This window comes from Streptomyces sp. NPDC104761 (assembly GCF_055583445.1).
Map to the genome: position 1 here is coordinate 153,756 of NZ_JBVJNZ010000006.1, position 20,216 is coordinate 173,971.

The window sequence follows — 20,216 nt, forward strand, 5'->3', positions numbered from 1 at the left end:
CATGACCAAGGCCGGAACCACCCTGGCGGCGACCGCGACCCCCACCTCCGTCGTACGCCTCCCCCGGCGCCGTGGCATCGAACTCGCCCTGATCGTGCTGGCCGTCCTGCTCTGCGTGTACGGCTACTGCGCGGTCGGCCTGGCGAAGACCGGCACCGTCCCGCCGGGTGCCGCCGGTTACGGCGCCGGCCTCGGGGTCCTCGCGCTCGTCGCCCATCTCGCCGTCCGCTTTCGCGCCCCGTACGCCGACCCGCTGCCGCTGCCGATCGGCGTGCTGCTCAACGGACTCGGCCTGGTCCTGATCTACCGGCTGGACCTGCAGACCCCCGGCGTCCGCGCGGCCCCCGCCCAGCTCGTCTGGTCCACCCTGGGCGTCGGCCTGTTCATCATGGTCGTGCTGATGCTCCGCGACCACCGGGTGCTGCAGCGCTACGCGTACGTCTGCGTCGCCGCCGCGCTCGTCCTGCTGCTCCTGCCGATCCTCTTCCCGGCGGTCAACGGGGCCCGGATCTGGATCAGGGTCGCCGAATTCTCCATCCAGCCCAGCGAGTTCGCGAAGGTGCTGCTCGCCGTGTTCTTCGCCGCGTACCTGGCGGCCAACCGCAGCGCGCTCGCGTACGCGGGCCGCCGGCTGTGGTTCATGCAGTTCCCGACCGGGCGGGTGCTCGGCCCGATCGTCACCATCTGGCTGGTGAGCGTCGGCGTGCTGATCCTCGAACGCGACCTGGGCACCTCGCTGCTCTTCTTCGGCCTGTTCGTCGTCATGCTGTACGTCGCGACCGGGCGCACCGGCTGGATCGCCGTCGGCCTGGTGCTCGCCGTGTTCGGCGCGCTCGCCGTCGGCCGGCTGGAACCGCACGTGCACGGCCGTATCGAGGACTGGCTGCACCCGTTCGCCACGATCGACGCGGGCCAGGGGCCGAACCAACTCGCCCAGTCCCTCTTCGCGTTCGCGGCCGGCGGGATCCTCGGCACCGGCCTCGGCCTCGGCCACTCCGTCCTCATCGGCTTCGCCGCCAAGTCGGACTTCATCCTGGCCACGGCAGGCGAGGAACTCGGTCTCGCCGGACTGTCGGCGGTCTTCCTCCTCTACGGCCTGCTGGTCGAGCGCGGCTACCGGGCCGGGCTCGCCCTGCGCGACCCCTTCGGCCGGCTCCTCGCGGTCGGGCTCGCCTCGATCATCGCGCTCCAGGTGTTCGTGATCGCGGGCGGGGTGACCGGGCTGATCCCGCTGACCGGCATGGCGATGCCGTTCCTCGCCCAGGGCGGCTCCTCGGTCGTCACCAACTGGGCGATCGTCGCCCTGCTGATCCGGGTGAGCGACTCGGCCCGCCGCCACTACGACGGACAGGTGGCCCCATGAGCGCCGGGGACGGCCGCCGGCAAGCCGGTACGGCCAAGTACGTCCGGCGGGCCCGCGCCCTGTGCGCCCTGCTGCTGTTCGCCCTCCTCGTCAACGCCGCCCGCGTCCAGGTCGTCCTGGCCCGGCAGTACGACGACAACCCCGCCAACCGCCGCAACTCGATCGCCCGTTACGGCCTGCCCCGCGGCGACATCCTGGTGGGCGGCGCACCGGTCACCGGCTCCCGGGACAGCGGGGAGCAGTTGCGCTACGAACGCACCTATCCGCAGGGCCCGTTGTACGCCCCCGTCACCGGCTTCGCCTCCCAGTTGTACGGCACCACGTTCCTGGAGCACGCCGAGGACGGGGTGCTCTCCGGGACCGATCCGCTGCTGTCACCGCTCCCGCTGTGGAACGACACCGGCCGGGCGGTGAACCCGGGCGGGAACGTCGTCACCACCCTGAACCGGTACGCCCAGGAGGCCGCCTTCCGGGGACTCGGCTCGCGCAAGGGCGCGGTCGCCGCGATCGAACCGGCGACCGGCCGGATCCTCGCCCTGGTCTCCACCCCTTCGTACGACCCCTCCGAACTGTCCGGCAACGGCGAGGCGGTGACCTCGGCCTGGGCGCGGCTGAACGACGACCCGGAGAAGCCGATGCTCAACCGGGCGGTACGGCAGACCTATCCGCCGGGATCGACCTTCAAGGTGGTCACGGCGGCCGCCGCCCTGGACGCGGGCGTGGTCACCGACCTGGACGCACCGACCGACTCGCCCGACCCCTACCGGCTGCCGGGCACCACGACCCGGCTGACCAACGAGGGCGACGGCTGTGCGGACGCCTCGCTGCGGGCGGCCTTCGAGTGGTCCTGCAACACGGTCTTCGCCAAGCTGGGCGTGGACGTGGGGGCGGCGCAGATGACGGCGACGGCACAGGCGTTCGGCTTCAACGACACCCGGCTGCGGATCCCGTTCACCGCCGCGCCGAGCACCTTCGACACGAGCGTGGACAAGGCCCAGCTGGCCCTGTCGTCGATCGGGCAGTACAACACCCGGGCCACGCCGCTGCAGATGGCGATGGTCGCGGCGGCGGTGGCGGACGGTGGGCTGGCGCGGCCGCCGTACCTGGTGGAGCGGACCGTGCGGCGGACCGGCGAGACGGTCCGCACGGGCGGTGCGGGGCCGGTGCGGCAGGTGATGAGTGCCGCGACGGCGATGCGCGTGAAGGAACTCATGGTGGACGTGGTCGAGGAGGGCACCGGCACGAACGCGGCGATCCGCGGCGCCACGGTCGGCGGCAAGACCGGCACCGCGCAGCACGGCGTCGGCAACTCCGGGGTGCCATACGCCTGGTTCGTGTCCTGGGCGCAGGCGGACGACGACCCGGAGCCGAAGGTCGCGGTGGCGGTGGTGGTCGAGGACGCGGCGGCCGACCGCGGGGAGATCAGCGGCGGCGGGGACGCGGCGCCGATCGCCCGGTCGGTGATGCGGGCGGTGCTCGGGTTCTGAGACGCGGAGTCAGCAAGTCGTGCGCGGGGGATTGACCGTCTTGCTGACACGCGGTCTCATAAGGGTGGACGATGACGTACCCCCGGGTAACGAAGTGAGGGAGCCATGACGACCCTGACGGAAGCCGACGCGGTCGACGGACTGCGGGACGCGCTTGGCCTGCTCAAGGACCGCGAACAGGTGGCCGAACGGCTGCTGGTCTCCTCCGCGAAGCACTCCTTCGACCCGGACAAGGAGCTGGACTGGGACGCGCCCTTCGAGGAGGGCAAGTGGTTCTGGCCGCCGGAGCTGGTGTCGCTGTACGGCACGCCGATGTGGCAGCGGATGAGCGAGGAGCAGCGGATCCTGCTCTCCCAGCACGAGGCTGCCGCGCTGGCCTCGCTGGGCATCTGGTTCGAGCTGATCCTGATGCAGCTGCTGGTCCGGCACATCTACGACAAGGCGGCGACGACCGCGCACGTGCGCTACGCGCTGACCGAGATCGAGGACGAGTGCCGGCACTCGAAGATGTTCGCGCGGCTGATCGCGCGCGGTGACGCGCCCTGGTACCCGGTGAGCCGGGCCCACCAGAACCTGGGCCGCCTCTTCAAGACGATCTCCACGACACCGGGATCCTTCACCGCCACCCTGCTCGGCGAGGAGGTCCTCGACTGGATGCAGCGGCTGACCTTCCCGGACGAGCGGGTCCAGCCGCTGGTGCGCGGGGTCACGCGGATCCACGTGGTCGAGGAGGCCCGGCACGTGCGGTACGCCCGCGAGGAGCTGCGCCGGCAGATGGTGACGGCGCCGCGGTGGTCGCAGGAGTTCACGCGGGTCACCTCCGGTGAGTTCGCGCGGGTGTTCTCGGTCGCGTTCGTCAATCCGGAGGTGTACACGAACGTGGGCCTTGACCGGCGCGAGGCGGTGGCACAGGTGCGGGCGAGCGGGCATCGGCGGGAGGTCATGCAGACGGGCGCGAAGCGGCTGACCGACTTCCTGGACGACATCGGGGTTCTCCGGGGGGCCGGGCGGAGGTTGTGGAAGAGCTCGGGGCTGCTGGCTTGAGTTGCGGGTGCGGGCCGGTGGGGCTTCCCGCGCAGTTCCTCCCCCAGCCTTCGGCCGGGGGTACCCCCAGCGCCCCTAGGTCAGTCTGGGTACGGTCGGTTGCAAGGTTCCGAAGACCTCGTCCGGCCCGTCCGTCGCCGTCTTCGGGATCACCGGAGGCCTGTAGTGGGCCAGGGAGGCGGCCGTCGGGTCCGGGCGTACCGCGCCCAGGATCGGGTTCGCCGCGATCGGGGAGACCTTGATCTTCGCGCCGGGGCGGGGGGCCTGGACGACCTTGCCGTCGCCCAGGTAGAGGGCGACGTGGGTGGCCTCGGGGAAGTACACGACCAGGTCGCCGGGGCGCAGGTGGTTCAGCGGGACGTGGGGCAGCTGGGCCCACTGCTCCTGGCTGGTGCGCGGGATGGGGGTGCCGGCGTGGTCCCAGGCCTGTGAGGTCAGGCCCGAGCAGTCGTACGACACCGGGCCCGCCGCGCCCCACTGATACGGCTTGCCCAGCTGCTGCACCGCGTAGCGCACCGCGCGGTCCCCTGCCGGGGACGGAGGCGTCGTGGTGCTGCTCAGGGCGCCGGACGTGGTGAGTTTCCGCTGGGCGTCCGCCGTCCTCGTCTTCTCCAGGCCGGCGATCGCGGTGAGCTGGTCGGGGGTGAGGGACACCAGCATGCGCTCCACCTCGGAGAGGCGGGTGCGGACCTCGTCGCGCTGCTTCCGCTGCTTCTCGGCGAGGGCGAGCCGGGTGTCGAGCGCCGCGCGGGCCCGGCGGGCCAGGTCGGCGTGGTTGCGCTCGTCGTCGGTCAGGCGGCCCACCGTCTTCGCCCGCTCACGGGCCAGCTCGCCGATGACATGGCCCTCGTCGAGCGCGTGCTGCGGGTCACGGGCGAGCAGCAGCCGCAGGTACGGGGAGAGCGAGCCGGCGTTCTGGTACTGCTGCCGGGCCAGCCGGCCCGCCTCGGTGCGGCTGGCGTGCAGGGAGCGCCGGGCGATGGCCAGCTCGTCGTCCAGGCGGGTCACCTCGGCACGCTGCCGCTGCAGCCGTTCCGCCGTCGCGTTGTAGGTCTCGGTGGCCTGTTCGGCCTGCCGGTACGCCTGCTGGAGATCCGTCAGCAGCTCGGCGACCGATTGCCCGGGGGCGGCGGGTGCGGCGAGCGCGGGCGACGGCGCGAGGACGGCCTGGGCCGCCACCGCGGCCGTACAGGCCAGACGCAGGAACCTTCCTGACACGTCATCACCTCCGATGCGGGACGGTCTCTCCGTTCCACATCGCGATGATCACGTGATTATCAGATGTGTATGCGTGGTCCGCGCGGCACGTGTGCGCCGTCCGGCGCAGCCTTGTCACCCGTCGGTGTCGTCGGGCCTTTGCGCCGGGTCCTGCTTCGACCACGGCCACTTCGGCCCGCCGCCGGTCCCCTTGCCCGTCGGGTCGTACGCGTACGTCCAGCCCTGGGACAGCCCCAGGCGCCTGCTCCGCCCCCGGGGCTCGCGGCGGTAGACCAGGACGGTGGGCGGGCCGCCCGCCGGGTCCGGGACCGGGATGCGGTACGTCTTCGGCGGGTGGCCGGTCATGCCCAGCAGCACGGGCAGCACCCGTCCGTCCATGGGGCCGCCCTCGAAGGGGATGTCCTGACTCTTCACGGCACCAGTTTCAGCCATCCGCCGCGAGGGCGTCGACGAGGGCAGCGGTCTGCGGGTCGCGGCGCGCGGTCACGCTGAGCACGGCGACGAACTGGTCCACCAGCCAGTCCCGCAACTCCTCGACCGGCGGCTGCTTGTCCTCGTCGAGCCAGATGAGCGAGGCCGCCTCGACGGCGGTGATCCACATCCGGACGGTCATCCGCAACCGGGGTCCGGGGGCGGCGACGCCCAGGTGGCTGAGAATGTGCTGTGCGGCGGCCCGGCGTACGCCGTCCACGATCGCCGTCGTCCGCGAGGTCTCCACCACGCTGCCGCCCTGCAGCAGGGCGCTGAAGCCGGCGTCGTGCTGGTCGACGAAGGCGAGGTAGCGGTCGAGGGCACGGGCGAGCCGGGGCAGGAGGGGGCCCTCACGGGGCTCGTCGAAGCAGTGTTCGAGTTCCTCGGCGGCCGACCTGAGGGCGGCCTCGTAGAGCTGCTGCTTGCCGCCCGGGAAGTAGCGGTACACCAGGGGACGCGAGACCCCGGCCGCCTCCGCCACGTCGTCGAGCGACACCTCCTCCGGCGCGCGGTGCGCGAAGAGGGTGAGGGCCGCGTCGAGGAGCTGGCTGCGCCGCTCCTCGACGGAGAGCCTGCGGTAGGCGGGGGTGGCGGCCTGCGGGGTCATGCGATCAGCGTATGCGGTCCGTGTGGGGGGCCGCGACGGGCCGTCGTCCGGGTGCGGCCCCGTCTGGGCTGGTCGCGCAGTTCCCCGCGCCCCTGAAGGGGCGCTGTGCAGCCCCCTGCTTTCAGGGGCGCGGGGAACTGCGCGAGCAACCACCGCACACCGAAGGCTGGGGGAGGAACTGCGCGAGCAGCTCCCACGCACCCGCGGCCGAAAACGATCAGGCGCCGGCGGTCACCGAGGCCAGGTAGGCCTCCGTCTTCTCCGGCTCGTAGAAGAAGTTCTCGAAGTCGGCGGGGTCGTTGAAGGCGTTGGCGAAGCGGTCGGCGACCGGCTGGAGCTGGCCTGCCGCGCCGATGAGGTTGAGGATGTGCTCCGGCGGGGGCGCCAGCATGGCGTTCGTCCACTTGGTGACGTGCTGGGCCGTGTTCCAGTAGCGGTCGAACGTCTCCTGCATCCAGGTCTCGTCGAACTCCTTCTCACCCCGTTCGAGGATCGATGCGAGGTAGGAGGCGGCGCACTTGGAGGCCGAGTTGGAGCCCTGACCAGTGATCGGGTCGTTGGCGACGACGACGTCCGCGACGCCGAGGACCAGGCCGCCGCCGGGGAGGCGGCCGATCGGGTTGCGGACGGTGGGGGCGTAGCGGCCGGCGAGGGTGCCGCCGGCGTCGGTCAGCTCGACCTTGGAGGCCCGTGCGTGCTCCCAGGGCGTGTACCGCTCCATGAGTTCCAGGGTCAGGGAGAGGTGCTCCGAGGGGTCCTTGACGCCGTTGAAGACGTCCAGCGGGCCGCCGGGTATGCCCTCCCAGAAGAGGATGTCGGCGGGTCCCGAGGTGGTCAGGGTCGGCATGACGAAGAGCTCGCCGACGCCGGGGACCAGGTTGCAGCGGACCGCGTAGAAGTCCGGGTGCTCGGGGCGCGGGCCGAGGCCGTGGACGTAGGCGACGGCGAGCGCACGCTGCGGCTCGCTGTACGGCGAGCGGGAGGCGTCGCGGCCGAACATCTGGACCAGTTCGCCCTTGCCGGCCGAGACCAGCACCAGGTCGTAGGTGCGGGCGAAGTAGTCGAGGTCGCCGACCGCCGCGCCGTGGATGACCAGCTGGCCGCCGCGCTGCGCGAAGGTCTCCATCCAGCCGGCCATCTTCACCCGCTGGTCGACCGACTGCGCGTACCCGTCGAGCCTGCCCACCCAGTCGATGGCGCGGGCCGCGGGGCCCTCGCCCCAGGAGCCGGGGGCCGCGACCGAGACGCCGAGTCCTTCGATCTTCGGGGCCTGGGACTCCCAGAAGTTCAGCTGGAGATCGCGCTCGTGCTGCAGTGCCGTGTGGAACATGCACTGCGTCGACATGACCCGGCCGGAGCGGATCTCGTCCGCGGTCCGGTTCGACATCAGGGTGACCTCGTAGCCGTGCGACTGGAGGCCGAGGGCGAGCTGGAGACCGGCCTGGCCGGCCCCCACGACGAGTATCTTCCGCATGCGGTGGTGGCTCCTAAGGGTTCAGCAGATCTACCCGGGTGCTACTCGGGAGTTTCGTCCAGCGCGTGGGCGACCAGGGACAGCAGCGTCTCGATGGCCGAGATCCGACGGCGGGCGTCCATGATCATTACAGGTATGCGCGGCGGGATCGTCAATGCCTCGCGCACGTCCTCGGGCTCGAAGCGCTCGCTGCCGTCGAAGTGGTTGACCGCGACGACGTACGGCAGCCCGCAGCTCTCGAAGTAGTCCAGCGCGGGGAAGCAGTCCTTCAGGCGCCGGGTGTCCGCGAGGACGACGGCGCCGATCGCGCCGCGCACCAGGTCGTCCCACATGAACCAGAACCGCTGCTGGCCCGGCGTGCCGAACAGGTAGAGCACCAGGTCGTCGTCGAGCGTGATGCGGCCGAAGTCCATGGCCACGGTGGTGGTCAGCTTGCCGGGCGTGGCGGTGAGGTCGTCGGTCTCCTCGCTCGCCTCGGTCATCAGCGCCTCCGTCTGCAGGGGCGTGATCTCCGAGACGGCGGTGACCAGCGTGGTCTTGCCGACGCCGAAACCGCCCGCCACGACTATCTTCGTCGCGATGGGGGCCCGGCTGCGGTCCGTCTGCCAGGACCGCGGCTGCTCCTCCTCGTCGAGGAGCGGGTTGACGCCGGTGGCGTCAGAGACGGCGTAGTCCACTCAGCACCCTTTCCAGCAGAGCGCGGTCCGGGCGGCCGACGCCGTGCCCGGTACCGGTTCCGTACACACGGATCTTTCCCTGGTCCGCGAGGTCGCTGAGCAGGACCCGGACCACGCCGAGCGGCATCTTCAGCAACGCGGCGATCTCGGCCACCGTCCGCATACGGCGGCACAGTTCGACGATGGCCTGCATCTCGGGCATCACCCGGGTGCTGAGGGAACCATTCGTCAGTTCCTTGCGCTCCTCCGGGGCCTCGAGGGCGGCCACGAAGGTCTCCACCAGCAGGACGTGGCCGAAGCGGGTACGGCCGCCGGTGAGGGAGTAGGGGCGGACGCGGGCGGGTTTGCGGTCGCCGCCGCGTACCGGGAGGTTCTGCCCGCGGTTCTTCGGCGCGCTGCTCATCGGCCGCTCCTCGTCGCGTCGGCCTCAAGGGACTTGCGTAGCTCGGTGCGCAGTTCGGGGGTGAGGACGTGGCCGGCGCGGCCGACGAACAGTGCCATGTGATAGGCCACCACGCTCATGTCGCACTCCGCGCTGCCGTGCACGCCCAGCAGTGAGCCGTCGCTGATCGACATCACGAAGAGGCTGCCCTCGTCCATCGCGACCATCGTGTGCTTGACCGGGCCGAAGTCCATCAGCCGGGCGGCACCGACGGTCAGGCTGCCGATGCCGGAGACGACGGTCGCGAGGTCGGCCGAGGAGCCGCGGGGGCCCTTGCGCTTCTCGTCCCGTGCCTCGCGGGCCTCCTGGTTGCGGCTGGTGTCCGAGGAGAGCAGGAGCAGTCCGTCGGAGGAGACCACGGCGACGGACTGGATCCCTGGCACCTCCTCGACGAGGTTGCTCAGCAGCCAGTGCAGGTTGCGGGCCTCACTGCTCAGTCCGAAGGTACTGGGCGCGGTCAACTGCTTGCCTCCTCGGATGTGCCCCCCGTGGCTTCTTCGGATCCGGCTGTTCCGGGTACGGCTCGTACGGTGCTCGGCACCTGGTTCTGGCCGGTCTGCTCGGCGATCTCCGCCTCGACGTCACGCCGTCCGGCGTCGGCTCCCCGGCGGAAGCCGCCGAGCCTGCGGCGGAGGGCGTCCGCGTCGACGCCGGTGCTGCGCTGGCGGGGTGCCGGGGCGGGGGCGGTGATCCTGGGGGTGCGCTTGGGGAGGCCCTTGCTGGTGACCTCGTCCTCGGCGTCACCGTCGTCTTCGGCCTCGGCGGTCGCGGGCCGGGGCAGCGGCCGGGAGTGCTCTTCGGCCGCGCCGAAGTCGTTCCCGCCCGCACCACCCCTGCGGGTGGCCAGGTCGGGTGCCGGTGGTGGCCCCGGTGGGGCGTACTCGCCGTCGGCGGCCGCGGGTTGCGGACGCGCGTGGTGCTCGGCGTCCACGGACTGCGGCCTGGGCCAGTCGTCGTCCTCGCCCCGCCGGCGCCGCGGCCGGTCCTCGTCCTCGGCACCCGGCGACCCGGGCCAGTCGTCACCCTCGACCCGCCGGCGCCGCGGCCGGATCTCGGCGTCGGCAGGGTGCGTCCGCTCCTCGGCGGCACCGGCCTGCGTCCGCTCCTCGCCGGGAACGGTCCGTGGCTGTGGCTCGGTCCGCTCGGCCGGCTGGGGATCCTGGTCCGTGAGCGGGACCAGCAGCTCCATCGTGGTCTCGGCGAACGTCTCCGGCGCTGCCTTCGGCCGCGCCGTCGGCTCGGCGTCCTGGGCCTTCGGCGCCGGCGTCTGCTCGTGGGCGGGCTGCTCGTGGGCGGGCTGCTCGTCGGCCCGCCGTACCGCGTTCTCCGCCAGCGTCACCAGCGGGTCGCCGGACGCCGAGCGGCCGTACAGGACGTTGGAGTTGACCTCGGCGTCCGCGCCGGGGAGGGAGAACGCGTGGGCGCCGCCCGAGGCCGTCGCGGGTGAGGGGACCGCGGTCCGCGGGGCCTGGGCCAGCAGCTGCTGGGGCAGGACCACGACCGCCGCCACCCCGCCCTGCTTCTGCTCGCGCAGCTGGACGCGGACGCCGTGCCGGTGGGCGAGGCGGGCCACCACGTAGAGGCCGAGACCGAGACCGCCCTCGCCCTCCTGGTCGTAGGGCGACTCGGGGTCGAACTCGGCGAGGCGGCCGTTGAGGCGGACCATGCGGTCGGCGGTCATGCCGATGCCCTCGTCCTGGACGGAGAGCATGACCTCGCCGCTCTCAAGCAGCCAGCCGGAGATCTCGACGGGGACGTCGGGCGGGGAGGACGCGGTGGCGTTCTCCATGAGCTCGGCGAGGAGGTGGGAGAGGTCGTCGGCCGCGAAACCGGCCACGTGCGCGTGCGGGGGCAGGGCGGCGATCCGGACCCGCTCGTAGCGCTCGATCTCGCTGACCGCCGCCCGGACGACGTCCACCAGCGGGATCGGGCCCGCGTGCTGCTGGACGTGTTCGGTGCCGGCGAGGACCAGGAGGTTCTCGCTGTGGCGGCGCATGACCGTGGCGAAGTGGTCGAGCTTGAAGAGGGTCGACAGGCGATCGGGGTCCTGCTCGCGCTCCTCCAGGGTCTCGATCACGGCGAGCTGGCGCTCCACCAGGCCGAGCGTGCGCAGCGCCAGGTTGACGAACGTGCCGCCGATGCTGGAGCGCAGCCGCTCCAGCTGGGCGGCGGCGTCGGCGACCTCGGCGCGCAGTTCCTCGCGGGCGTCGGCCATCATCTGGCGCTGGCCGACCAGGTGCTTGCGGTCGGTCTCCAGGGTGGCGATGCGGTCGTGGAGCTCGGCGGCGTGCGCGTGCAGGGCGTTGACGGAACGGACGACCTGGGCGAACTCGTCGTTGCGGCCGGTGAAGGTGATCGGTTCCTCGGTGCGCGGGTCCTCGGCCCCGGCGAGGCGGGCCGAGCCCCGGCGGAGCACGGAGAGGGGGCGGGTGAGGCTGCGGGCCATGGCCGTCGCGATGCCGACCGCGACCAGCATCAGGGCGCCGACCACCGCGACCCGGATCTCCAGCGCGTTGACGTCGTCGTCGCGGAGCGCCGCGAGGTCCTTGGTGCGGCGGTCGTAGAGGGCCGACTCCACGCCCCGCATCAGGTCGACCCGGGCGGACAGCGCCGCGTCAAGCTTCTTGGTGCCGGTGGCGAGGTCGCCGTCGGAGAAGGTGGGCTGGTCGGTGAGGGCGGCCAGGTACTTGTCGGCGTCGTTGACGTCACCGCCGGTGACCGTGGAGTCGTACGAGTCGACCGCCGCCTTGGGCGCGGTGTCGCGGAAGTCGGCGAGGGCCGCGTCGGCGCGCAGCCTGGCCTGCTGGGCGGCCGCGGTGAGCGCGTCGCGCTGCTTCCTGTCGGTCTCGGAGGTGGTGGTGCTGGTGACGGGCAGACCGGTGAGGGGGCTGATCGTGGTCTGGGTGGTGCTGGGGATGTTCAGGGCGGCCAGCAGCAGGCCCCTGGCCGCGGCGGACTGCTGGACGGCGGAGTCGAGTTCGGCGAGCGCGTAGGCGCCGGAGCCGGCCCTGGGGGGCATCTGCTCGGCCAGCTGCTCGGCGAGCCGGTGCAGTTCGGTGATGGTCGCCGAGTACGCCTGGTGCGCTTCGAGGGCGGTGCTCTTGCCGGTGAGGGCGGAGCGGCGGACGGCGGCGATGCCGTCGAGGTCGGTGCGCAGCCAGCCGGGGGCGTCGGTGTCCGCGCGGAGGTCCTCGACCTGGCGGTCGACGCGGGCGCTGCGGTCCTCGGAGGGCGCCTTGGACTTGGGGCGGCCGGCCGCGATGTAGGAGGTGACCTCGTCGCGCTCGTCGGCGAGCGAGTTGGCGAGTGCCAGCGCGTCCTGGGTGCGGCCGGACAGGGTCACCAGGTCCTGGGAGTCGCTCAGCTGCCCGGAGGCGGTGAGCAGGGCGGGTGCTCCGGCGCCCGCGATCGCCGCGGCGACCACGGCCACGGCCACGATCAGCCGGGTGCGGACGTGCTTGGGGCGGCCGGTGCCGACGGGGGCCGCGGCGCCCGTTTCGGAGGCCGTCTTCGTGCCTGTGCGCCGAGGCCGCGTCTTCTGCACCGGTGCTCGCATTCCTGTACTCGTGTACCCAAGGGGTCGGGTGGCACCCCGTCATGATCCCCGGCATTTCGGTGCCAAGTGGTGCGTGCACCCGTCTTGTACGGTCCCCGACCCTCCCAGCGCGTGCGGGCAGTGGTCTCACATCGCCCCACCCGCCACCCGAAGGAGTGAACATCGGAGGGGAGTTGGCGGGCAAGTTCCGCAGGACTGTGCGGGACCCTTTTCCGGCTGGCCGGTTGGACGCGGACGGCAGGCTTTGGCAGGATTCGCCACCGCACCTTCCCGGAGTGCGTCATTCCACCCCAAAACAGGCGACTGACCTGCGGTGCCGCGCCAATTCCGGGGTGGTTGCCAGCCTTTGGTGAAGCCTGTGGAGGGGTCGTGCAGACTGGCCGAATGCGTACTGAAGTCGTTTCGGAACCCGGCGCCCGCGACCGCCCCAACGAGGACTTCGCCGGTGTCGGACTTCCCGCCTCGGGGCAGGGGGGTTGCGTGATCGTCCTGGACGGAGTCACCCCGCCGCGGGACGGCACCGGGTGTCTGCATTCCGTTCACTGGTTCACCGCACGGCTGGGCGGCGCCCTGACCGAACTGACCGTTTCGCGAGGAGATCTGACGCTGCGGGAGATCCTCGAACAGGCGATCGCCCGCACAGCCGCCGCCCATGGTGGCACCTGTGACCTTTCTCACCCGCGCACCCCTCAGGCGACGGTCGTGCTGAGCCGCTGGTCCGCGCAGACCGTGGAGTTCCTCGTCCTGTCCGACTCGGCGCTGCTCCTGAGGTCGCCCGACGGCACGGTCACCCCGGTCCTGGACGACCGGCTCGACCGGGTGCCGCGCGCCTCGCTGGCCTCGGACGCGATCGCCGACGCCACGGTCCGCAACAAGGAGGGCGGCTTCTTCACGGCCGCCGCCGACCCCTCGGTGGCCGCCCGCGCGGTCACCGGGACGGTGCCCCGCGCCGAGGTCCGGGCGCTGGCCGCGCTCACGGACGGGGCGACCCGCTGGACGGAGAAGTTCCAGGAGGGCGACTGGACGGCCCTCCTCGACGTCGTGCGCAAGGAGGGCGCGCAGGCGCTGGTCGGCCGGGTGCGGGAGCTGGAGGCGGCCGACCGGGAGGAGCGGGTGTTCCTGCGGCGGAGCAAGACGCACGACGACGCGACGGTGGTGTACGTCGAGCTGTGAGGCCCCCGGCGGCCCCGTGGCCCCCGGACGGCGGTCCGGTGGAGGCCCGGGAGCCGGGACCCGGCGGCTGGGGCCCCCGGCCGGGGCTCTGGGGCCCGGGAGCCCAAGGGCCCGGTGGCCCGGGAGCCAGGGGGCGCTACTTCTCCATGACGCCGTTCAACTGGCTCAGCAGCCGTGCCAGTTCCGCGACCTCGGTGCGGTCCCAGTGGGCGAGCTGGCGGACGTAGCGGCCACGGCGGGCCTCGCGGACCGTGCCGACGCGGCGCCGGCCCTCGTCGGTGAGGGCGACCAGCCAGGCCCGCCCGTCGGCCGGGTCGGGTTCCCGAGCGATCAGGCCGAGCTCCTCCAGGGCACGCAGCTGGCGGGACATGGTGGCCTTGCCGACGCCGACGTAGGCGGCCAGTTCGGTGGCGCGCTGGCCACCGCACTCGTCGAGCCGTACGAGCAGTCCGTACGCGGCGGACTCCAGGTCGGGGTGGACCTCCCGGGCCATCTCGCCCTGGCTGGCCCGGGCGCGGCGCAGCAGCACCGTCAACTCGCGTTCCAGGGCCAGGAACTCCTGGTCCGCCCCGCTCGGCGTCAACCCGGTGGCGGCGCGCCGTTCGACGCCTTCTTCGTCCTCGTGCACGTCAGCACCCCTGATCGGTTTCGCAGTCCTGAAAGTTTCCGTCAAACCCCGTCATCGCCGCAGCTCGCCAAGTATTCCGCAGGCGTAGACCAACGGCAGCCTCCGGACCCCCTTCCCCGGGGGTCCGGCCGGTGCGTAGCGTCTGGATCCTGGCAATTGCTGGCATGCCCACGCCATTCGGTGGCGTCGTGCCGTGTGACACTGCGTCGTGTCGCGCCGCGCTGACCGACCGCCTCTGGCATATCTGGGACCTCACCTCACCCCACGGAGGCACGTCATGCCCGTGCACAGACCCGCCCCCACACTCCTGACCGGCCTGCTGGCGCTGCTGCTCGCGGCGCTCTCCCCGCTCCCCGCCCACGCCGACGCGTCCGGCCCGGCCGTCCCGGCCCGCGGTTCGGCGTACATGGGCATCGGCGTCCTGGCCCACGACGGCCGCAGCGGCACGCCCAAGACCGACCTCGCCACCCAGACCGAAGGCGTCGACGTCGCCAGCTACCAGGGCGACGTCTCCTGGTCGACCCTGCTCGGCAGCGGGGTCAGATGGGCGTACTCCAAGGCGACGGAAGGCACGTCCTACACCAACCCCTCCTTCGCCAAGCAGTACAACGGCTCCTACGACGTCGGCATGATCCGCGGCGCCTACCACTTCGCGACCCCGGACACCGCGGGCGGCGCCGCCCAGGCCGACTACTTCGTCGACCACGGCGGCGGCTGGTCCAAGGACGGCCGGACCCTTCCCGGCGTCCTCGACATCGAGTGGAACCCGTACGGCGCGTCCTGCTACGGCAAGTCCAAGAGCGGGATGGTCACCTGGATCACCGACTTCCTGAACCGGTACAAGGCCCGCACCGGCCGGGCCGCCGTCATCTACACGGCGACCAGCTGGTGGACCGACTGCACCGGCAACTACGGCGGCTTCGCCTCCGCCAACCCGCTGTGGATCGCACGCTACGCCTCGGAGGTCGGCACCCTGCCGGCCGGCTGGTCGACCTACACGATGTGGCAGTACACGTCGACCGGGCCGACGGTCGGGGACCACGACAAGTTCAACGGAGCCCTCGACCGGGTGGTGGCGCTGGCCAACGGCTAGGCGGTCCCGCGGGGCCTCCGAAGGGGCGTTGCGGGTACCCCCGGCTCAGGCCGGGGGAGGAACCGCGCGACCAGCCACGACCGCGCCGCGGACGAAAGACGGCGCACAGCCCGAAGGCCCGGGCCCCCTCGCGGGGACCCGGGCCCTCTTCTGCATCCGGCAGCGTCCGTCACGCCGCTACCGGAACCTCCGGCGCCGCGCCGTTCACGGCAGGCGCGAGCGCCAGCTCCAGGACCTGGCGGACGTCGGTCACGGCGTGGACGTCGAGCTTGTCCAGCACCTCGGCCGGGACGTCGTCCAGGTCGGCCTCGTTGCGCTTCGGGATGATGACGGTCGTCACCCCGGCGCGCTGGGCGGCGAGCAGCTTCTGCTTCACGCCGCCGATCGGCAGCACCCGGCCGGTCAGCGAGACCTCGCCGGTCATCGCCACGTCCGTGCGGACCAGCCGCCCCGAGAGCAGCGACGCGAGGGCCGTCGTCATCGTGACGCCTGCGCTCGGGCCGTCCTTCGGGACCGCGCCCGCCGGGAAGTGGATGTGCACGCCCCGGTCCTTCAGGTCACCGACCGGGAGTTCCAGTTCGGCGCCGTGCGAGCGGAGGAAGGACAGGGCGATCTGCGCGCTCTCCTTCATCACGTCACCCAGCTGGCCGGTGAGGGTCAGACCCGCCGCGCCCGTCTCCGGATCGGCGAGGGACGCCTCGACGAACAGGACGTCACCACCCGCTCCCGTGACCGCGAGGCCCGTCGCCACACCCGGGACCGCGGTGCGGCGCTCGGCCGGGTCCTGGGCGGACTCGGGCACGTGGTGCGGCCGGCCGATCAGGGCGCGCAGGTCCTCGTCCCTGATGGTGAACGGCAGCTCCCGCTCGCCCAGTTCGTGCTGGGCCGCGACCTTGCGGAGCAGCCGGGCGATCGACCGCTCCAGGGTGCGCACGCCCGCCTCGCGGGTGTACTCGCCGGCGAGCTTGCGCAGCGCGCTCTCGTCGAGGCTCACCTCGTCCTCGGCCAGGCCCGCCCGCTCCAGCTGGCGCGGGAGCAGGTGGTCACGGGCGATGACGACCTTCTCGTCCTCGGTGTAGCCGTCCAGGCGGACCAGCTCCATGCGGTCGAGCAGGGCCTCCGGGATGGCCTCCAGGACGTTCGCCGTCGCGAGGAACACGACGTCGGACAGGTCGAGCTCGACCTCCAGGTAGTGGTCGCGGAAGGTGTGGTTCTGCGCCGGGTCGAGGACTTCGAGCAGGGCCGCGGCCGGGTCGCCGCGGAAGTCGGAGCCCACCTTGTCGATCTCGTCGAGCAGGACGACCGGGTTCATCGAACCGGCCTCCTTGATGGCGCGGACGATCCGGCCGGGCAGCGCGCCGACGTACGTACGGCGGTGGCCGCGGATCTCGGCCTCGTCCCGGACGCCGCCGAGGGCGACCCGGACGAACTTCCGGCCCATCGCATGCGCGACCGACTCACCGAGCGAGGTCTTGCCGACACCGGGCGGACCGACGAGCGCCAGCACGGCACCGCCGCGACGACCGCCGATGACTCCGAGCCCCCGGTCGCTGCGGCGCTTGCGCACCGCCAGGTACTCGGTGATCCGTTCCTTCACGTCCTCCAGGCCCGCGTGCTCGGCGTCCAGGATCGCCTTGGCGCCCTGGATGTCGTACTGGTCCTCGGTCCGCTCGTTCCACGGCAGTTCCAGGACCGTGTCCAGCCAGGTGCGGATCCACGAGCCCTCGGGCGACTGGTCGCTGGAGCGCTCCAGCTTGTCGACCTCCTTGAGGGCGGCCTCGCGGACCTTCTCCGGCAGGTCGGCGGCCTCCACGCGGGCGCGGTAGTCGTCGGACTCCTCGCCGTCCTTGGCGGCGTCGCCGTTCAGCTCGCGCAGCTCCTTGCGCACCGCCTCCAGCTGGCGGCGGAGCAGGAACTCGCGGTGCTGCTTGTCGACGCCCTCCTGGACGTCCTTGGCGATGGTCTCCGCCACGTCCTGCTCCGCGAGGTGGTCGCGCAGGTGCTGGGTGGCCAGCTTCAGGCGGGCGACCGCGTCGACGGTCTCCAGCAGTTCGATCTTCTGCTCGGTGGTCAGGAAGGGCGAGTAACCGGAGTTGTCGGCCAGCTGGGAGACGTCGTCGATGGCCTGCACCCGGTCCACGACCTGCCAGGCGCCGCGCTTGCGCAGCCAGGCGGTGGCGAGGGCCTTGTACTCCTTGACCAGCTCGGTGACATGACCGGGCACCGGGTCCGGGACGTTCTCGTCGATACGGGTGCCCTCCACCCACAGGGCGGCACCCGGGCCGGTCGTACCGGCGCCGATGCGCACCCGGGAGCGGCCGCGGATCAGCGCGCCGGGGTCACCGTCGGCAAGGCGGCCGACCTGTTCGACCGTGCCGAGCACACCGGTGCTCGGGTAGGCCCCGTCGACCCGCGGCACCAGCAGCACCCTGGGCTTGCCGGGCTCGGTGCGGGCGGCGGCCTGCGCGGCCTCCACGGCGGCGCGTACATCGGGGTCCTTCAGGTCCAGCGGGACCACCATCCCGGGCAGCACGACCTCGCCGTCGAGAGGCAGCACAGGGAGGGTGAGTGATGCGGACGTCGAAGCCATGATCTCCCCTTCGGCAGTCAACTTGAGCTATGCCGACTCAATGTTCAGGAGCCCAGAAATGTTCCCATGCATATGTTCGCTCTGAGCGATCGAGTGCCGACCTGGCCGAACACGGTCCCGCGCCCGTGAAAACAGTTGCTCCGCGCGGGCTCATTCCCCGTACGGTCGGCCGGTGACCGACACCGACCTCGACGCGGCCCTGCTCGCCGCCTACGACGCCCAGATGCGCGCCGTCCAGCCCGTCCCCGCGCCCGGCATCACCTACGAGCACGACGGCCCCGCCCTGCGGGTGGTGGGCCAGCACCGCGGCTTCGTGACCGGGCCGCGCGACTGGGGCGGGGTGCGCGGCCCCGAACTGGACGCGCTGATCGCCCGGCAGCGGGACTTCTTCGCGGCGCGCGGCGAGGCCGTGGAGTGGAAGACGCGCGGGCACGACGCCCCGGCGGACCTCCCCGACCGGCTGCGCGCGGCGGGCTTCGTGCCGGAGCCGCGGGAGACGGTGGTGATCGCCCTGGTCGACGAGTCGGCCGTGGCCGCGGCCGCCCTGCCGCCTGGCGTGACCCTGCGCCGGGTCACCGCCGACGCGGACCTGGGGCGGATCGCCGCGCTGGAAAGCGCGGTGTGGGGCGAGGACATGTCGTGGCTCGCGGGCTACCTGCGCGGCCGGCTCACGGTCGCCCCCGACGACAACGAGGTGTTCGTGGCCGAGGCCGCCGGAGAGGTCGTCTCGGCCGCCTGGGTGGCCTTCCGCCCCGGCACGGACTTCGCCATGCTGCTGGGCGGCTCCACCCTGGCCGAGTGGCGCGGCAAGGGCATCTACCGCGCACTGGTCGCCCTGCGAGCGACCCGAGCGGCAGCCAGGAACACCCCCTACCTCCTCGTGGAGGCCTCGTCCGCCAGCGCCCCGATCCTGAAGCGCCTGGGCTTCAGAACGCTGACGACAACAACCCCGTACGTCTGGACCCCGGCCCACTGAAGCGCCCCGCCAGGGGCGCGGGGAACTGCGCGACCGGCCACGACGCACCCGCACCCGGCTTCCCGACCGCCCCTCCCCGGCGTTGAACCCCCGGCCCACTGAAGCGCCCCGCCAGGGGCGCGGGGAACTGCGCGACCAGCCACGACGCACCCGCACCCGGCCCCCGACCGCCTGTCACAACGGCGCGGCGCCCCGGCCGGTCCGGCACCGCCGAACAACGCCGTCGCGGCTGAGCGCCGTTGCGGCTGAGCGCCGTTGCGGCGGAAAGAGATGGCGGCACCGCCACACCACCGCAACACAACTCACGGGAAAGGACCCGAAACCGCCGCCGGACGGACAGGGCAAGGCGGTACACAACGCGGCTCGGCGGCGCGGCGCGGCTGAGCGCTCAGGGGGCCACGGGGACGACGCCGGCCGGGGCCAGGGCCTGGACCCGCTCCCGCCGCCAGCGCCGGACCAACGGCCAGAGCCCCGTGCCGATGCCCAGCGAGATCAGGTGCCCCCAGTTGGTCATCGGGTCCTGGAAGGCGATGAGGTCGGTGACGAGGCTGTAGCCGACCAGGGCGAGCAGCGGCCAGCGCACCCAGGGGGCGAGGAGGCCGCAGAGCGCGCCGATGCTGGCGGCCACGCCGAAGCTGATGCCGTAGTCGAGGCGGTGCAGCGAGGTGTCGGGAAGGTGGCCGGCCAGGACCGCGAGGCCGACCGGGACCTCGGTCGCGAGGGTGGCGAGGACATGGCCGGCCAGGAAGACGAGGATCGCGCGGGCACCGCCTATCCGCCGCTCCAGTGCGGTCAGGACGAGCACGAAGGCCAGCGCGTACGGCGACAGCAGCCCGCCCGCGATCCACAGCGCGCTGGCCAGCAGGACGAAGACCGGGGTGCGCAGCAGGTGGGCGACGTCGGTGCTGGAGTCCTGGTAGAGCGCGTACAGCAGACCGGGGCTGGCCCAGCTCGCGAAGAGCGAGGTGAGGGCCAGGATCGCCGTGTAGGCGAAGGTGACGGGGGTGCCGGTGGGGCTGGGGAAGAGCCGCCAGGGGCGCGGGAGGAGGACCGTGCGCGGAAGCCTCGGGGCCGGCGCAGCGGCCGGGCCGCGCTGGCGGGGCACGCCGTCGAGGAGTGCGGCGAGGTCCGCGGCGGGAAGGGGCTCGGGCGTGGGCGTCGATGCGGCCCTCGCGGTCCGTTCCACGGTGAGGGGCTCCTTCCGTTTCGCCCCACCCTTCGCCGTCCCACGAACCGCTGTCTATGACCGAGGCCACCCACGGAACGATTCAAAGGATTTTCTGAAGAACCAAGAGGGGTCAAGAGGAACCATACGAGCCGCTTCCCGTCACCCGTGGGCGCGAAGCGCCGGGCGTCCCCTCGAACGGGTGACACCCGGGCGGCTGCCCGGCACTCGTAATTCGGCTGGCCGCAAAGC

At 72.4% G+C, this 20,216-nt stretch carries 17 protein-coding genes; 6 read left to right on the plus strand and 11 right to left on the minus strand.

The annotated features are described in order from the left end of the window. Position 1 precedes the first annotated feature (1 nt). The 3 genes from ACZ63F_RS18360 (at position 2) to ACZ63F_RS18370 (ending at position 3,894) form a co-directional block, all read left to right on the plus strand. Positions 2-1,363: an FtsW/RodA/SpoVE family cell cycle protein gene (locus ACZ63F_RS18360; protein ID WP_469712190.1), complete on the plus strand. Its 1,362-nt coding sequence runs from the start codon at positions 2-4 to the stop codon at positions 1,361-1,363. Beyond that, positions 1,360-2,850: a penicillin-binding transpeptidase domain-containing protein gene (locus ACZ63F_RS18365; RefSeq protein WP_469712191.1), complete on the plus strand. Its 1,491-nt coding sequence runs from the start codon at positions 1,360-1,362 to the stop codon at positions 2,848-2,850. Before ACZ63F_RS18360 ends, ACZ63F_RS18365 begins: the two co-directional genes overlap by 4 nt. A gap of 105 nt (positions 2,851-2,955) precedes the next feature. Then, entirely contained in the window at positions 2,956-3,894 is a 939-nt protein-coding gene (locus tag ACZ63F_RS18370) for an AurF N-oxygenase family protein (protein WP_093499118.1), read from the plus strand. 75 nt (positions 3,895-3,969) lie between these two features. On the opposite strand, the gene ACZ63F_RS18375 is transcribed toward ACZ63F_RS18370, so the two are convergent. The 8 genes from ACZ63F_RS18375 to ACZ63F_RS18410 all read right to left on the minus strand — a co-directional run bounded on the left by ACZ63F_RS18375 (position 3,970) and on the right by ACZ63F_RS18410 (position 12,339). Next, positions 3,970-5,112, minus strand: coding sequence for a C40 family peptidase (locus tag ACZ63F_RS18375; protein WP_469712193.1), 1,143 nt, complete (start codon positions 5,110-5,112; stop codon positions 3,970-3,972). A gap of 114 nt (positions 5,113-5,226) precedes the next feature. Beyond that, positions 5,227-5,526, minus strand: coding sequence for a hypothetical protein (locus ACZ63F_RS18380; RefSeq protein WP_469712195.1), 300 nt, complete (start codon positions 5,524-5,526; stop codon positions 5,227-5,229). Between the two features lie 10 nt (positions 5,527-5,536). Next, positions 5,537-6,190: a TetR/AcrR family transcriptional regulator gene (locus tag ACZ63F_RS18385; protein ID WP_352362745.1), complete on the minus strand. Its 654-nt coding sequence runs from the start codon at positions 6,188-6,190 to the stop codon at positions 5,537-5,539. A gap of 217 nt (positions 6,191-6,407) precedes the next feature. Beyond that, a complete protein-coding gene (locus tag ACZ63F_RS18390) occupies positions 6,408-7,664 on the minus strand; it encodes a styrene monooxygenase/indole monooxygenase family protein (RefSeq protein WP_469712198.1) in 1,257 nt (418 codons plus the stop codon). 41 nt (positions 7,665-7,705) lie between these two features. After that, positions 7,706-8,341, minus strand: coding sequence for a GTP-binding protein (locus tag ACZ63F_RS18395; RefSeq protein WP_352362741.1), 636 nt, complete (start codon positions 8,339-8,341; stop codon positions 7,706-7,708). Further along, positions 8,322-8,744, minus strand: coding sequence for a DUF742 domain-containing protein (locus tag ACZ63F_RS18400; protein ID WP_093499124.1), 423 nt, complete (start codon positions 8,742-8,744; stop codon positions 8,322-8,324). The genes ACZ63F_RS18395 and ACZ63F_RS18400 overlap by 20 nt, the downstream gene beginning before the upstream one ends. Beyond that, positions 8,741-9,244 (minus strand): roadblock/LC7 domain-containing protein, encoded by a 504-nt coding sequence (locus ACZ63F_RS18405; RefSeq protein WP_469712200.1) that lies wholly within the window; start codon positions 9,242-9,244, stop codon positions 8,741-8,743. Before ACZ63F_RS18405 ends, ACZ63F_RS18400 begins: the two co-directional genes overlap by 4 nt. Next, complete coding sequence (locus ACZ63F_RS18410; protein WP_469712202.1) at positions 9,241-12,339, minus strand: sensor histidine kinase; 3,099 nt, start codon at positions 12,337-12,339, stop codon at positions 9,241-9,243. Before ACZ63F_RS18410 ends, ACZ63F_RS18405 begins: the two co-directional genes overlap by 4 nt. Positions 12,340-12,723: 384 nt before the next feature. Here ACZ63F_RS18410 and ACZ63F_RS18415 point away from each other — a divergent pair, with 384 nt between their 5' ends. Then, a complete protein-coding gene (locus tag ACZ63F_RS18415; protein WP_469712203.1) occupies positions 12,724-13,512 on the plus strand; it encodes a protein phosphatase 2C domain-containing protein in 789 nt (262 codons plus the stop codon). Between the two features lie 136 nt (positions 13,513-13,648). Here the strand turns inward: ACZ63F_RS18415 and ACZ63F_RS18420 are convergent, their stop codons facing one another. Further along, positions 13,649-14,140 carry a MarR family winged helix-turn-helix transcriptional regulator gene (locus ACZ63F_RS18420; protein WP_351957855.1) on the minus strand — a complete coding sequence of 164 codons (492 nt, stop codon included), beginning with the start codon at positions 14,138-14,140 and terminating at the stop codon, positions 13,649-13,651. A 277-nt stretch (positions 14,141-14,417) separates the two neighbouring features. Here ACZ63F_RS18420 and ACZ63F_RS18425 point away from each other — a divergent pair, with 277 nt between their 5' ends. Continuing rightward, the gene (locus ACZ63F_RS18425; protein ID WP_469712205.1) at positions 14,418-15,233 is read left to right on the plus strand and encodes a lysozyme; all 816 of its coding nucleotides are present in this window, start codon (positions 14,418-14,420) and stop codon (positions 15,231-15,233) included. A gap of 169 nt (positions 15,234-15,402) precedes the next feature. Here the strand turns inward: ACZ63F_RS18425 and lon are convergent, their stop codons facing one another. Then, positions 15,403-17,823: an endopeptidase La gene (lon, locus tag ACZ63F_RS18430; protein ID WP_469712207.1), complete on the minus strand. Its 2,421-nt coding sequence runs from the start codon at positions 17,821-17,823 to the stop codon at positions 15,403-15,405. A 172-nt stretch (positions 17,824-17,995) separates the two neighbouring features. On the opposite strand from lon, the gene ACZ63F_RS18435 reads away from it, so the two are divergent. Continuing rightward, positions 17,996-18,799, plus strand: coding sequence for a GNAT family N-acetyltransferase (locus tag ACZ63F_RS18435; protein WP_469712208.1), 804 nt, complete (start codon positions 17,996-17,998; stop codon positions 18,797-18,799). A gap of 388 nt (positions 18,800-19,187) precedes the next feature. Here ACZ63F_RS18435 and ACZ63F_RS18440 read toward each other — a convergent pair whose 3' ends face one another. Continuing rightward, the gene (locus tag ACZ63F_RS18440; RefSeq protein ID WP_469712210.1) at positions 19,188-19,985 is read right to left on the minus strand and encodes a rhomboid-like protein; all 798 of its coding nucleotides are present in this window, start codon (positions 19,983-19,985) and stop codon (positions 19,188-19,190) included. Positions 19,986-20,216: the final 231 nt, after the last annotated feature.

Excerpts from the sequence above, each read along its gene's own strand:
- ACZ63F_RS18385 (WP_352362745.1), bottom strand. The coding sequence starts at position 6,190 with ATGACCCCGCAGGCCGCCACCCCCGCCTACCGCAGGCTCTCCGTCGAG.
- lon (WP_469712207.1), bottom strand. The coding sequence starts at position 17,823 with ATGGCTTCGACGTCCGCATCACTCACCCTCCCTGTGCTGCCTCTCGAC.
- ACZ63F_RS18415 (WP_469712203.1), top strand. The coding sequence starts at position 12,724 with ATGCGTACTGAAGTCGTTTCGGAACCCGGCGCCCGCGACCGCCCCAAC.
- ACZ63F_RS18370 (WP_093499118.1), top strand. The coding sequence starts at position 2,956 with ATGACGACCCTGACGGAAGCCGACGCGGTCGACGGACTGCGGGACGCG.
- ACZ63F_RS18365 (WP_469712191.1), top strand. The coding sequence starts at position 1,360 with ATGAGCGCCGGGGACGGCCGCCGGCAAGCCGGTACGGCCAAGTACGTC.
- ACZ63F_RS18425 (WP_469712205.1), top strand. The coding sequence starts at position 14,418 with ATGCCCGTGCACAGACCCGCCCCCACACTCCTGACCGGCCTGCTGGCG.
- ACZ63F_RS18360 (WP_469712190.1), top strand. The coding sequence starts at position 2 with ATGACCAAGGCCGGAACCACCCTGGCGGCGACCGCGACCCCCACCTCC.
- ACZ63F_RS18390 (WP_469712198.1), bottom strand. The coding sequence starts at position 7,664 with ATGCGGAAGATACTCGTCGTGGGGGCCGGCCAGGCCGGTCTCCAGCTC.
- ACZ63F_RS18410 (WP_469712202.1), bottom strand. The coding sequence starts at position 12,339 with ATGCGAGCACCGGTGCAGAAGACGCGGCCTCGGCGCACAGGCACGAAG.
- ACZ63F_RS18400 (WP_093499124.1), bottom strand. The coding sequence starts at position 8,744 with ATGAGCAGCGCGCCGAAGAACCGCGGGCAGAACCTCCCGGTACGCGGC.